The organism is Flavobacterium lipolyticum (assembly GCF_020905335.1).
Lineage (GTDB): Bacteria > Bacteroidota > Bacteroidia > Flavobacteriales > Flavobacteriaceae > Flavobacterium > Flavobacterium lipolyticum.
Genome location: NZ_JAJJMN010000002.1, coordinates 973,480 through 986,298, shown reverse-complemented (window position 1 = coordinate 986,298; position 12,819 = coordinate 973,480). Strand labels below are relative to the sequence as shown.

The window sequence follows — 12,819 nt, the reverse complement described above, 5'->3', positions numbered from 1 at the left end:
AGTGTTTAAAAGTAAACCCAACAGATTTTTACAATCTGTTGGGTTTATTTGTTATTACGAAATAAGAAAATCTTTTAATCGGTACAATCTGTGGTAAAAAACTACCCTTTACTAATAAGCGGAATTACTTTTGCTCCTATAAGTTCGATCGCATTCATGAGTTGTGTGTGCGTGAGACCTGCATTGTCCATTTGAAAGGTGAATCTTGAAATACCGCCAAGAGATTCGCTGTGACGCAAAATTTTATCAGCAATGCGTTCCGGATCTCCCACAATCAGTACACCCTGATCGTCAATCAATCCGTCAAATTTGGCTCTGGTCACGGGCGGCCAACCGCGTTCCAGACCTAATTTTGTCCAAAGTTCAGCATAACCGGGATAATATTCTTCGATGGCTTTTGCGGTAGTGCTTGCTGCAAATCCGGGTGAATGTAAACCTACCTGAAGTTCTTCGGGCAGATAACCGGCTGCTTTCCCTGCTTCACGATACAAATCAACTAAAGGACGAAAACGATGAGTCTGACCACCAATAACTGCGACCATCAAAGGAAGTCCTAAAGATCCGGCCCGGATAAACGATTCAGGAGTTCCGCCAACACCCAACCAAATAGGAAGTTTTTCCTGCAAAGCTCTGGGATAAACCGGAAGATTATTTATGGAAGGGCGAAATTTTCCCGACCAGGTCACAAATTCATTGTCTCTAATTTGAAGTAAGAGGTCTAATTTTTCTTTAAAAAGTTCATCGTAATCATTCAGATTAAAACCAAAAAGGGGGTAAGCTTCAATGGAAGACCCACGGCCTACTACAATTTCGGCTCTTCCTTTTGAAATTAAATCAAGTGTTGCAAAATTTTGATAAACTCTTACCGGATCGGCAGCACTTAGAACCGAAACGGCACTTGACAATCGAATGCGTTTGGTTCGCGCCGCCGCAGCACTTAAAATCACAGCAGTTGCCGAATCTAAAAATTCTTTTTTATGATGTTCACCAATTCCAAAAACATTAAGTCCGGCCTGATCTGCCAGCTCGATTCTTTGCAGCAGCTGTTCCATTGCATCAACACTGCTTAAGGTATTGTGGTCTCCATACATCGCCGAAGCGAAACTGTCAATTCCTATTTCCATTTTTTATAGCTTTATGCTTTAAGCTTTATGCAGTATGCTTTCTTATTAAGCCTATTGTCAAATGCTTATCGCGGTTAGTATCTTTTTAGCATTAGGCTTTAAGCAATATGCTTTTTTGGAAAGCCTACAACCCAATGCTTATCGTGGTTAGTAGAGTATTATCGCTTAGTAAACCTGACAGGTTTTTAAAACCTGTCGGGTTTGGTTGTTATTAAGAAAGCCTAAAGCCTAAAGCTTACGGCTTATAGCCATTAATTAATGAGAAAAACCAAAGGAAACGCTAATCAGAATAATCACAATAACAATTAAGGTGATGCCTACATACAGATAATCCTTTTCCAGTAAAAACGAAAAAAGCGATAGTAAAACGCGTAAAACCGGAGTTAGAAAAAGCAGAATAATTCCAAAAAAGATTAAAGATTCACCGTTTCCCTGAATTACACCCTGATAAATTGCCGAAATTACTTCAAAGATATTACGGTCATTTTCATGAAAGGCCGAATAATTTTCAATGTCTGCACTATGATGCAGTAAGTAAACAATTCCACCAATAAAAGCTACGGATAAAGAAATCCAGACGCCATAGCGCAATAAATTTCCGATAATGGTTTGAAAATCTTTTTCTCCAAATTTTTCGTGTTGCATAGTCTTAGATTTTTCCATTAATTCCGTTATAGATCATATTTACTGCCAATACAAAGATGAGGCAGGCAAAGAATATTCTAAGTTTCTTAGGATTTGTTTTCACGAGAACTTTAGCTCCTGCCATCGCTCCAAAAAGTACACCAACCACTACAGGCATACAGATTCCAGGTTCGATGTATCCTTTCTGAATGTAAATGACAGAACTTGCCATTGCCGTAACTCCCATCATAAAATTACTGGTGGTAGTAGAAACTTTAAACGGAACTCTCATAATATTGTCCATGGCGATTACTTTAAAAGCTCCGGAACCAATTCCTAATAAACCGGACATCATTCCGGCAATTCCCATCATACTAAAACCTCCTATAACATTTTTAGTTCCGTAATGAATAACTTTGCCATCGTGTGCGGGATAAGTGCCTTCTAATTTTAGTTTTTTAGCCAAAGGACTAGATTCTAATACAATATGTTCTTCTTTTTTACGAAGCGAATTGATAGCCGAGAAAATTAAAGTTAGCCCAAATAAAACGGCAATAAACGAAGTAGGAGCGATAGTTGAAAGCAGGGCTCCGCAAACAGCACCTATTGTAGTGGCAATTTCCAGAAAAATACCCAATCGCATGTTGGTGATTCCTTCTCTCACATACGCTGCGGCTGAACCTGAAGAAGTTGCAATTACAGAAACCAGAGCCGCACCAATTGCATAATGAATGTCAACGCCAAGAACGACTGTTAAAAGTGGAATTATGATAATCCCGCCACCTAAACCTGATAATGAGCCAATAAAACCTGCTAAAAAAGCACCAAGAATCATAATCAGGGTAAACGTAAGTACTGTCATTCGAATCGATTTTGTTACCGCTAATTTACGAATTGAAATTGGGAGAGGAACTTTTTTATTTCTTAATTAAAAACTAAAATGGCAGCATCCTAAAGTATAAAGGAAGAAAAATAATGCCAAAATGATTCTAACTGATTGATTTTTAAATAACAATCAGGGAGGTTGATGATGCGCTAAGGTTGAAGAACTTACTGGTTGTCTTCTATTATTTTTTGCACACTATTGATAAAAGTCTCCGTATCCTTAACATCCTGCTTGATGTATAAATCGTATTTGGTTAATTTATACTGATCAATCATGTCTTTTTTTAAATACTTTATGAGAGATTCGAGAGTTCGGGTATCTTCCTCATTTTGCCTTTTTAGTTCCCTTTGTTTGCTTTGCAAGTAATCCAGACTGTTTTTTAATCTCTCGACATTTAACTTTTCCACTCTTTTCCTTCGTTTAAAATTATTTAATAAACGATATCCCGGGAGGTTATTAAGCTCAATATGCCCCAAAAACCATTACCATTTGAGTTTAATTCCTCCGGAGTATCGTATTTTCATACATACGTTTAAATTGAGAATTTAGATTTGGGAATTGTTATATAATTTGTATTGCGATTTACAAAATTTGTATTTGAGGTAAGCAGGTTGTTGAAAGCCAAATATTTTGGTCTTTTTGCGGGTAGTTATTTTTTGAGGATTTTTTATTTTGAATGAGTTGTATAAATTTTTATAGGGATTGATTGTCTAAAGCAAGATACGTTTTGTCCAAAGAAGAAAGCAATAAGGCTGCCGCAGCACTTGTTAGAACCGAATAATCAAAAGGAGCTTTTACAGAGACAGAAACCGCCATGGAGAAGGCAAAAAGAAGCATTAAACCTGCGGTTCCCAAAGCAATGTAACGGGTTTTAAATCCTATGATGAGAAACAAACCAAACAAAATCTCGAAAAAAGTAGCCAAAGCACCCAATACTTCTGCTAGGGATCTACTCGCAAAGGAGTTTAAGGTCTGGGTGTAAACAATAAAATTGTCCCAGTTTCCCCACGCTACTCCGGGAGCACCGGGAGCGCCCCAAAGACCAAAACGGTCGGCAACTGCAGAGAGCATCGTAATTCCTAAAACAATTCTTAAAACGAAACCTGCTTGTGTTGCACCAATTTTTCTCATTTGGATCTTTTTAGGTAAAGATAACAAGATGTACTGCTACTTTGATGATTATTTTTGAGATCAAATTATTTTAAGAATTCTTAAATCCATCTTCCTTATCCTTGAAGGCCCATGTCGCCATAGCTTCGATAACAGGCATTAAACCTTTTCCCGAAGGACTTAAGCTATAGGTCACAAAAGGAGGTACAACCGGTTTAGCTTCTCTAATGACAAGATGGTCGGCTTCGAGCTGTTTTAAATGTTGTATCAGCATCTTTTCGGTAACTGCAGGGATAGCCCTTTTTAGTTCGCTGTAACGTTTGCTCCCGCCTGAAAGATGGTAAATGATAATGGGTTTCCAATAGCCTCCAATTTTTCCCATAACATAAGTTACAGGGCATTGGTCTAAAGCATATTGCTTATTTTCCTGAATAGTCGATGATTCTTTGATTGCGGTCATAGTGCATACTTTAGGGTAAGTACTTGTGTAAAAGTAAGTACAAATATACCTTTGTTACAGAACATAAAAAAATAAACAGAGATGAAAATTACAATTTCAGGTTCATTAGGAAACATAGGTAAGCCATTGACCCAAAAACTTATTGCCTCGGGACATGAGGTAACAGTAATCAGCAGCAGTGCAGACCGGGTAAAGATGATTGAAGCAGCTGGAGCCAAAGCAGCGATAGGTTCTGTAAGTGATGCCGCTTTTTTGCAAAGCGCATTTGAAGGGGCTGATGCTGTATTTGCAATGACTCCGCCTAATATGGGAGGAGTTAATATCGTTACCAATACTACGGACGCCGGTAAAGCACTTGCAAAAGCCATAGCAGCTGCCGGAGTAAAACGTGTGGTAATGCTGAGCAGCATTGGTGCAGATTTACCGGGAGGAAATGGTCCAATTGCCGGACTTCATAATATCGAGAAATTATATGAGTCATTAGAGAACGTATCAGTTACGTATCTTCGTGCGGGTTTTTTCTACACGAATTTGTATCATGATGTTCCAATGATTAAGGGAGCAGGAATTATTGGAGCAAATTATCCTTCTAACACTACAATTCCTTTTGTACATCCTGAAGATATTGCCACAGCAGTGTCTGAAGAATTACTAAAAACGATAACGGGAAAGAACATTCGTTATATTGTAAGTGATGTGCGAACTCCGGATGAAGTAGCCAAAACTTTAGGCTCAGCCATTGGAAAACCGGATTTACCATGGATAGAATTTACCGATGTACAATCTCTTGACGGAATGAAACAAGCGGGACTACCGGAAGAAATTGCTGAATTGTATACCGAAATGGGATCAGGTTTTAGAAACGGTAAAATTGCAGCACATTTTTTAGGCGATTATAGTGCTGTTGAAGGACGAACTAAACTGGAAGATTTTGCAAAAGAATTTGCCGCTAAATTTTAAATAGTAAAAGTAAGAAGCTGGTTTTAGGACCGGCTTTTTAGTATTTGAGAATTCTAAAGTGCTATTGATTTTTGATAAAAATATACTGGTTTAGTATAAAATTATACCGTTTGTAAGATTCGGACTGTATTTATCTTTGTAATAATAATAGAACTTAAAAATTATAAAGATGAAAGCCATAGGATTTAAAACATCGTTGCCAATTGCTGAAGAGGAGAGTTTTATAGCATTTGAAACTCCAAAACCAGTTCCCGGAGAACGTGATTTGTTAGTAAAAATAAGTGCAGTATCGGTTAATCCCGTTGATTTTAAAATTCGTCAGAATAGTACAAAAGATACCGTTTTAGAAACTCCGAAGATTATAGGCTGGGATGCTGTGGGTATTGTGGAGGCAGTAGGAGAGAAGGTGACTTTGTTTAAGGTAGGTGATGAAGTGTTTTATGCCGGAGATATTACCAAACAAGGCAGCAATGCCGAGTACCAAAGTATTGACGAACGAATTGTAGGCAGAAAACCAAAGTCCTTAAGCCTTGAAGAATCGGCAGTCATGCCTTTAACTGGTTTAACGGCCTGGGAAATTCTCTTTGACCGTATCCGAATCAATCCTGAAAAAGATAAGGGTAAGTCGATTTTGATTATTGGAGGAGCAGGAGGAGTAGGTTCGATCGCTATTCAATTGGCCAAAAAAGTAGCGGGTCTCACAGTTATTGCAACCGCATCCCGCCCAGAAACTATAGCCTGGTGCAAAGAGCAGGGAGCCGATTATGTAGTCGATCACCGAAATTTAATTGCTACGGTTCAGCATGCCGGGTTTCAACAGGTCGATTTTATTTTAGATTTTGTAGATACGAATTCGTATTGGGATACTATGGTCGAATTGATTAAACCGCAAGGACATATAGCTTCTATTACCGGAAGCAGTGATCCCGTGGCTTTGAACAAATTGAAAAATAAAAGTGCCTCCTTCTCGTGGGAGCTTATGTACACACGATCGATGTATGAAACCGATGATATGCAGGAACAGCACGTTATTTTGAATAGACTGGCAGATCTTTTAGATCAGGGTATTTTAAAATCAACGCTAAATGTAACGCTAACAGGTTTAACAGTAGCGAATTTCAAAAAAGCACATGAACTATTAGAGTCAGGGAAGACTATAGGAAAAATTGCTATTAAGTTCTAAAGACAAGCAGGGATGAGGTTATGAACCTTTTAATATCTTAAAAACGTATTCTTTGTAGCTTGCCCCGATAGGAATTTCTATGGAGCCAATTTCAACATCATAAGCGGTAAAGGCAGTAATGTTTTTTAAATTGATGATAAAAGAACGGTGTACCCGAAGAAAATCTTTTCCCTGAAGTTCCGCTTCAATATCGCCGATTTTGTATTTAGAGGTTAGTTTTATGCCTTCCTTCTGATGAACCACAATGTAGTCTTTCACACTTTCAATAAACAAAACACTGTCTGTATTGATTTTGTGGAATTTAGTACCGCTTCTGATGTAAATAAAACTCTCAAGAGGCGGCGTTATAATTTTTGTATTGCTTGGGCCACTGATGCGTAAATAACGATCAGTGGCTTTAAAAAAGCGATCAAAAGTAATGGGTTTGAGTAAATAATCTACAATATCATGTTCGTAGCTTTCCAAAGCATATTCACGATAAGCCGTTGTGAAAATAATAGCCGGAGGGTTTTTTAATGTTTTTAAAAAATCAATTCCCGTGATCTGAGGCATTTTAATGTCCAGAAACATCAGGTCAACAGCCATAGTTCTTAATACTTCGGCAGCTTTTAAGGCATTCGGACAGGTTCCTACAATCTCAAAATAATCCAGCTTACTGATGTGATTTTGCAGCAGGTTTATGGCCAAAGGCTCATCATCGACTAATAAACATCTTATTTTCATTGTTCTAAGCTTGGTTGGAATCGTTTTGCAGCTTAATTTCTAAATGGGCTGTAAAATGAGTATCGTTTTTGGTAACCTCAAAAGTATAGTTTTCCGGATAAATTTTGTCCAATTGTTGTATGATATTGTTCAGTCCAATTTTACCGTTTTCAGATTCAGTTTCACTCTTCCCAATAGTGTTTTTAACCGTAAAGCTAAAATGACTGTTCTTTAGTTTTAAATCAATAACTATAACGGGGGAATCTGTATCTTCTCCGGCGCCATGTTTAAAAGCATTTTCGACTAATGAAAGTAAAATTAAAGGCGCAATAACATTATTATGGTCGACTTCGGTATTAAAAATGACACTAAGCCTTTCATCATATCGCAATTTTTCAAGTGCAATATAATTGTTCAGCAATGCAATTTCTTGCGAAACAGGTACATAAGTGCCGCTGCAGCGATACAAAATACAATCTAATATTTCAGACAAAACGGCAATTGATGGTGAGGTAATTGGTGAATTAACAAGGGAAAGCGAATAAATATTGTTGAGCGTATTGAACAAAAAATGAGGGTTCAATTGAGCTTTTAGCACTTTTAGCTCTGTTTCTGCCTTTTGTTTTTCCAGTAATATTGCTTTTTTCTGAACTAAATAGAGGTTTTTAACCTGTTTTACAAAAACAAAAAATAAAGAAAGAAAAAAGGATTGTATAAAATACGATCGAAACAGTTTTGAAACATCTGTAAAGATTTCAAAAACAGATTCCTGTTCAAAAGGAGGTTTACGTACAATAGGTTCCAGTACATAAATGACCATGGTTCGGTTAATAGCCGAGATAAGATAAGAGCCCACTATAAATTCAAGCCAGACCATACTATGATTTTTGGGCGTCATTAAGCGCGGAAGAATGCGATAGGAAAGGAAATAGGCAAACAGGATAGAGAAAAACAGATCGAATGCAATTCCCAGCATTTCATATGGAAGATTAAAAGAAGGGTCATCAAAATTGTTTTTACCAAGGAACATGATATACAGGCAAAACCAAAACATAATGTGTGTTGGAAGCCTGTGTGCTGAGGAATAGTTGATGAGTTTTTCGAATACTGACATAGTAGACCAAAGTTAGTATTTATTTAGAAAGAGAAAGAATGTGTCGACAAACAGGTTCAAAAAAGGCATTAACGCATAAAAAGCGAAGATAAACACCGTTAATACTCATTATTAAATGGTTTATCGATCGGAAAGAACTGTATAGCATGCGCTTAATTTTTGCATACAATTAAAGAAGAGTTTTGGTGAAAATTATAAACCAAACCAAAAATGAAAAAGCTCATCTTACTCATCCTCCTTTCTTTAGGCTTTGAAGCTGTGGCACAGACCAATGAATTTACGCTTAAAGGAAAAGTTATGGACTCCAAAACAAAACAATCGCTGCCCTATGTCACCGTCACGCTGGAATCGTCTGATCAGAAAAAGAGAACAGTTTCTTCTGATGAAAACGGGATTTATGTTTTCAAGAGTTCTCCTGGAAATTATCAGTTGAAAATCGAATTGATGTCCTACAAACCATTCGTCGTAAATGCAATTTCACTCCAGAAAGATTTAGTTTTAAAAGACGTTTTACTGGAAGAAGAAGTCAATGAACTAAATGAAGTGAATGTCGTAGCTGAAAAATCGGCCGTAGAACTAAAAATGGATAAAAAAGTATTCAACGTTGGAAAAGACATTCTCTCCAAAGGCGGAACAGCCAATGATATTTTGAATAATGTTCCTTCTGTGAATGTCGATATTGCCGGGGCAGTAAGTCTTAGAGGCAATAGCGGTGTTACGGTTTTAATTAATGGAAAACCATCCATGTTAACGGCCAATAACGGTTTATCTCAAATTTCGGCGGGGAATATTGAAAAGGTAGAAGTCATTACAAACCCCTCAGCGGCTTACGAAGCGCAGGGGAGTGCGGGAATTATAAATATCATATTAAAGAAAAATAGTATGCAGGGATTCAACGGCTCGCTGCAGGCAGGAATAGGGAATCCGGCAAATCATAGTCTGAATGCCAATGTGAGTTATAAAACCGAAAAAGTCAATTTGTTTTCCAATATAGGATACCGTTACATTGACGTTTTTGCTTCCAACAGACAGTTTCAGCGCAATACCAGCAACAACGTAGTAACCACGCTGAATCAATACGATGATATCCGAAGAAATAATAGCATCTACAATATTTACGTAGGAGGAGATTATTACATTAATGCCAAAAATACCTTAACAGGAAGTTACTATCGCGACAGAAACAATAACAATTATAAAACGGCAATTGGGTACCAGTATGCCAATGCCAATCATGCAATTGACAGTATCATCAATCGCTATGAAAATTATAAGGAACCTAAGTTTTACAATGCCTTAGAATTAAATTATGTAAAAACATTTGATAAAAAGGATAAAAAATGGACGACCAGCCTGCAATATGATTTTTGGCACGACGATGAAAATCAATACATCGATCAGCAAAAAACGATGCCTTATGAACCCGAAGTTTCTAATCTGTACAGCCGCGATATAGAAAGCAGTAACGATATCTTTCTAAAATCTGATTTTGTAAATCCGATAAACGAAAATTCTAAAATTGAGATGGGAATCAGAAGCGATTTACGCGCCATCAGAAGTGATTATTATACGATTTTGGATGAGGTGCTGCAGGATCAGTTTACCAATAAATTAAAATACGACGAGAACCTCTATAGTGGTTACATTCAGTTTGGGAGTAAAATTAAAAAGTTCAGTTATCTGGCAGGTTTGCGGGCAGAATTATCCGATATAAAAATTGCCGATTCTAAGAACTTGTTCAGCAACACTAAAAATTATATCAACCTGTTTCCAACTGTTCATTTAGTATACAATCTTACCGAAAAAACGGACTTACAGCTTAGCTACAGCAAACGGATCAATCGTCCGAGGTTTTGGCAGCTGAATCCTTTTTCCGGGCTTTCAGATTTGCGCAATCTTACCGTAGGAAACCCGGATTTGAATCCGATGTTTACGAATTCTTTTGAATTGACTTTACTGGCCAAACCCGGAAAATTCAGTATTAATCCGTCTGTATACTATCAGCACACTACCGATTTTTTCGAGTATATTCTACAGCGTACAGATGAAAATTATTTCGTGAGAACACCGGTAAATCTGGACACCGAAGATCGTTACGGAGCAGAAGTTTCTTCTACCTATAGTCCCACAAAATGGCTGAGACTGTCTTTGGATTTTAATTACTACAAATTCAAACAGCAGGGTACTTACAAAGAGGTGGTCTATGATGTGGAAGATGAAACCTGGTTGTCGGGCTTTCGTTCGGTTGTGAAGTTTCCAAAAATAATTTCAGGTGATTTTAGTTTTAAATACCGAGGTAAAAATCAGGGAGTTCAATCGGTTACTGAGGCACAATACTCGGCCAATATTGGTTTAAACAAGGACTTTTTTAACGATAAAATGTCGGTTACTTTAAACGTGAACAACCTTTTCAATTCGCAACTAACCAAACAAACGGTCAGTACACCCCTCTATTATTTAGAATCAGAGTTTCGTTCTCAGGGAAGATATATCAGATTGACTGTAGTTTACCGTTTCAACCGAAAAAAGAATGAAGCCGACAGGCTTCCGGATTCTGAATAATCTGGAAATCTATATTCTTTACTCGAATTGAATTTTAGGAATCGAGCCAGTTTTTAAAATTATTGATTTCCTTTTTACTTAAAATAATAGATTCTGTATCCGGAACGGTAACATTCAGTAATATTTCGATTTTCTGGCTCGAATGTTTTACAATTTCCTGAACAGAATGACGGTTGATAATATATTTTCTGTTGATTTTAAAGAAAAGAGCCGGATCGAGTTTATTGATGAGGTCTTTCAAATTATTATTGTACAGATAACTACTGCCGGAGTTGGTGTGGATAAACAGGTGTTTTCCGGTAGCAAAGAAAAAGGGAATTGAAGTGTCATTAACAGAAATTAGTTTGTCTCTGTGGCTCACCAAAAAATGATGCTGAATGTTGCTTTGATTCTCAATTTCAACCAAAGATTCAACAACTGAATTGCTGTTAAAGGTTTCTTTTATGTTTTTGTATTTGTGTAAAGCTTCGAGTAATTCTTCCTCTTCGTAAGGTTTAAGAAGATAATCAATAGTAAAATGTTTGAAAACTTTTACCGCATAAGAGTCATAAGCAGTGATAAAAATAACGGGGCATGACACGAGAGCCTGCTCGAAAATATCGAGGCTTTTACCATCTCCCAAATGAATATCCATAAATGCCAGATCAACGACATTCGCTTTAAAAAAGGCAACAGCACCCTTTACCGATTTCAGTACTGTAATTTCACTGATCGGAAGGATAGTCTGCTCTTCCAGAATGGTTTTGAGATAGGTGGAGGCGAGATGTTCATCTTCAATGATGACTATTTTCATTTCGTTTATTTTTTGTAAAGTTAAAAAAAAACGGAGCGTTGTGAAACCTTAGTGTCTTGCAATGTAAAGTGGTTACACCTTTTTCTTTTGTTGATAATCCTATTGGGTTAAAAAATCTTTAATTGTTTTGGTATATAATTCGGGTTGTTCTGCAAAAATCTGATGCCCTGCACTTGGAATTAATTTGAACGTGCTATTACTAAACAAGTCAAGATACTCTTTCGTATAGCCCCAATCAATATTATCGCATTGTCCTTTCATGACCAAAACAGGAATTTTGTTGTTTTTCAGTTTTATTCTGGGATCCTTTAAACCACCATAACTTACACTTGTATTTAAATTACAATAACTACCGGCACCTCCTTCTTCTTTCAATACGTTTGTTGAGTCGCAAACAAGACCTTTCGTAAAAACATTAGCCATACCGGTAAGATAACCATCAGCCTCTTTATCATTAGCCAGTTTTTTTCCAAAAAATCTTGCCCAAATTCCTATAGATACATACCTTGGTTGAAGCACAATTGGAAGTATTTTTGAATTTGGATTGTATGGTTCTTTTAAATTCAGGCTGTCGGGTGCTTTAATTTTTTCTAACGCTTCATTTGCAGGTTTAATCGCACCGGGACAAGTAAAAACAATTCTGTCTACTTTGTCCAAATGCTCAGCGGAATATAATACTGCTAATGCTCCACCCCAGGATTGTCCAACCAGAATTACTTTTTCAACACCTAATAATTTGACAATTGCTTCAAGGTCGTTTACATGGCGTACAGCTGTATATTCGCTAACGTTTTCCAGTCTTTCTGAAAGCCCGCAACCTACCTGGTCGTATAAATATACATCATAGCCCGATGCAGAAAGCTTTCCTAATGTTTCAATATTTTTGGTATAGACATATCCTCCGGGACCACCGTGCAGGTAAATAATTGGATATGGTTTTTTTTCTCCTTTGCCTGCAATGTGCGTATAAGCAATTTTTGAACCTGTAGGTAAATTCCAGTATTGAGTAGTTGCGCGAGGTGTAATATGAGGTACATCAGGAGTTGTCGGAATGCATCCTTTAACTATGAATATTGCGAGGCAAATTAGAAGTGCCCACTTTGTAAATTTAAGTATAATTTTTTTCATCGTAATGCTTTCTATATTTACTCCTAACGTTTCCTGGCTTTCTGCAGGTGTTTTTTTGTTCTTTATAACTTGTTTTATTGCGAAACCAAAAATATACAAAAAGACCATTCCATTATACACGGGCTTAAAATTTCTTATCTCCCAGCTGGCGCAGGTATTGAATGGATAATGTT

At 37.1% G+C, this 12,819-nt stretch carries 13 protein-coding genes; 3 read left to right on the top strand and 10 right to left on the bottom strand.

Annotated features, from left to right (window positions below; translation table 11 throughout):
* Positions 1-101: 101 nt before the first annotated feature.
* The 6 genes from LNQ34_RS20720 to LNQ34_RS20695 all read right to left on the bottom strand — a co-directional run bounded on the left by LNQ34_RS20720 (position 102) and on the right by LNQ34_RS20695 (position 4,204).
* Positions 102-1,124: an LLM class flavin-dependent oxidoreductase gene (locus LNQ34_RS20720; RefSeq protein ID WP_230001088.1), complete on the bottom strand. Its 1,023-nt coding sequence runs from the start codon at positions 1,122-1,124 to the stop codon at positions 102-104.
* A 255-nt stretch (positions 1,125-1,379) separates the two neighbouring features.
* The gene (locus tag LNQ34_RS20715; RefSeq protein ID WP_230001087.1) at positions 1,380-1,769 is read right to left on the bottom strand and encodes a DUF1634 domain-containing protein; all 390 of its coding nucleotides are present in this window, start codon (positions 1,767-1,769) and stop codon (positions 1,380-1,382) included.
* A gap of 4 nt (positions 1,770-1,773) precedes the next feature.
* Positions 1,774-2,610: a sulfite exporter TauE/SafE family protein gene (locus LNQ34_RS20710; RefSeq protein ID WP_202701764.1), complete on the bottom strand. Its 837-nt coding sequence runs from the start codon at positions 2,608-2,610 to the stop codon at positions 1,774-1,776.
* 188 nt (positions 2,611-2,798) lie between these two features.
* Complete coding sequence (locus LNQ34_RS20705; RefSeq protein ID WP_230001086.1) at positions 2,799-3,041, bottom strand: hypothetical protein; 243 nt, start codon at positions 3,039-3,041, stop codon at positions 2,799-2,801.
* A 286-nt stretch (positions 3,042-3,327) separates the two neighbouring features.
* Complete coding sequence (locus LNQ34_RS20700) at positions 3,328-3,765, bottom strand: DoxX family protein (RefSeq protein WP_202701760.1); 438 nt, start codon at positions 3,763-3,765, stop codon at positions 3,328-3,330.
* A 70-nt stretch (positions 3,766-3,835) separates the two neighbouring features.
* Positions 3,836-4,204, bottom strand: coding sequence for a winged helix-turn-helix transcriptional regulator (locus LNQ34_RS20695; protein ID WP_230001085.1), 369 nt, complete (start codon positions 4,202-4,204; stop codon positions 3,836-3,838).
* 81 nt (positions 4,205-4,285) lie between these two features.
* Here LNQ34_RS20695 and LNQ34_RS20690 point away from each other — a divergent pair, with 81 nt between their 5' ends.
* Positions 4,286-5,164 carry an NmrA family NAD(P)-binding protein gene (locus LNQ34_RS20690; RefSeq protein WP_230001084.1) on the top strand — a complete coding sequence of 293 codons (879 nt, stop codon included), beginning with the start codon at positions 4,286-4,288 and terminating at the stop codon, positions 5,162-5,164.
* A 169-nt stretch (positions 5,165-5,333) separates the two neighbouring features.
* On the top strand, positions 5,334-6,347 hold the full coding sequence (locus LNQ34_RS20685; protein WP_230001083.1) for a zinc-binding alcohol dehydrogenase family protein: 1,014 nt from the start codon (positions 5,334-5,336) through the stop codon (positions 6,345-6,347).
* Positions 6,348-6,365: 18 nt separating this feature from the next.
* Here the strand turns inward: LNQ34_RS20685 and LNQ34_RS20680 are convergent, their stop codons facing one another.
* Both LNQ34_RS20680 and LNQ34_RS20675 read right to left on the bottom strand, forming a co-directional pair.
* Positions 6,366-7,070 (bottom strand): LytR/AlgR family response regulator transcription factor, encoded by a 705-nt coding sequence (locus tag LNQ34_RS20680; RefSeq protein WP_230001082.1) that lies wholly within the window; start codon positions 7,068-7,070, stop codon positions 6,366-6,368.
* Between the two features lie 4 nt (positions 7,071-7,074).
* Positions 7,075-8,163: a sensor histidine kinase gene (locus tag LNQ34_RS20675; RefSeq protein ID WP_230001081.1), complete on the bottom strand. Its 1,089-nt coding sequence runs from the start codon at positions 8,161-8,163 to the stop codon at positions 7,075-7,077.
* Positions 8,164-8,373: 210 nt separating this feature from the next.
* Here LNQ34_RS20675 and LNQ34_RS20670 point away from each other — a divergent pair, with 210 nt between their 5' ends.
* Positions 8,374-10,725 carry a TonB-dependent receptor gene (locus tag LNQ34_RS20670; RefSeq protein ID WP_230001080.1) on the top strand — a complete coding sequence of 784 codons (2,352 nt, stop codon included), beginning with the start codon at positions 8,374-8,376 and terminating at the stop codon, positions 10,723-10,725.
* A gap of 34 nt (positions 10,726-10,759) precedes the next feature.
* On the opposite strand, the gene LNQ34_RS20665 is transcribed toward LNQ34_RS20670, so the two are convergent.
* Together LNQ34_RS20665 and LNQ34_RS20660 are read right to left on the bottom strand one after the other, a co-directional pair.
* Positions 10,760-11,518, bottom strand: a complete 759-nt coding sequence (locus LNQ34_RS20665; RefSeq protein WP_230001079.1) for a LytR/AlgR family response regulator transcription factor — start codon at positions 11,516-11,518, stop codon at positions 10,760-10,762.
* Positions 11,519-11,617: 99 nt separating this feature from the next.
* Positions 11,618-12,646, bottom strand: a complete 1,029-nt coding sequence (locus tag LNQ34_RS20660) for an alpha/beta fold hydrolase (RefSeq protein ID WP_230001078.1) — start codon at positions 12,644-12,646, stop codon at positions 11,618-11,620.
* Positions 12,647-12,819 lie beyond the last annotated feature (173 nt).

Excerpts from the sequence above, each read along its gene's own strand:
- LNQ34_RS20710 (WP_202701764.1), bottom strand. The coding sequence starts at position 2,610 with ATGACAGTACTTACGTTTACCCTGATTATGATTCTTGGTGCTTTTTTA.
- LNQ34_RS20685 (WP_230001083.1), top strand. The coding sequence starts at position 5,334 with ATGAAAGCCATAGGATTTAAAACATCGTTGCCAATTGCTGAAGAGGAG.
- LNQ34_RS20660 (WP_230001078.1), bottom strand. The coding sequence starts at position 12,646 with ATGAAAAAAATTATACTTAAATTTACAAAGTGGGCACTTCTAATTTGC.
- LNQ34_RS20675 (WP_230001081.1), bottom strand. The coding sequence starts at position 8,163 with ATGTCAGTATTCGAAAAACTCATCAACTATTCCTCAGCACACAGGCTT.
- LNQ34_RS20690 (WP_230001084.1), top strand. The coding sequence starts at position 4,286 with ATGAAAATTACAATTTCAGGTTCATTAGGAAACATAGGTAAGCCATTG.
- LNQ34_RS20665 (WP_230001079.1), bottom strand. The coding sequence starts at position 11,518 with ATGAAAATAGTCATCATTGAAGATGAACATCTCGCCTCCACCTATCTC.
- LNQ34_RS20670 (WP_230001080.1), top strand. The coding sequence starts at position 8,374 with ATGAAAAAGCTCATCTTACTCATCCTCCTTTCTTTAGGCTTTGAAGCT.
- LNQ34_RS20680 (WP_230001082.1), bottom strand. The coding sequence starts at position 7,070 with ATGAAAATAAGATGTTTATTAGTCGATGATGAGCCTTTGGCCATAAAC.
- LNQ34_RS20700 (WP_202701760.1), bottom strand. The coding sequence starts at position 3,765 with ATGAGAAAAATTGGTGCAACACAAGCAGGTTTCGTTTTAAGAATTGTT.
- LNQ34_RS20695 (WP_230001085.1), bottom strand. The coding sequence starts at position 4,204 with ATGACCGCAATCAAAGAATCATCGACTATTCAGGAAAATAAGCAATAT.
- LNQ34_RS20715 (WP_230001087.1), bottom strand. The coding sequence starts at position 1,769 with ATGCAACACGAAAAATTTGGAGAAAAAGATTTTCAAACCATTATCGGA.
- LNQ34_RS20720 (WP_230001088.1), bottom strand. The coding sequence starts at position 1,124 with ATGGAAATAGGAATTGACAGTTTCGCTTCGGCGATGTATGGAGACCAC.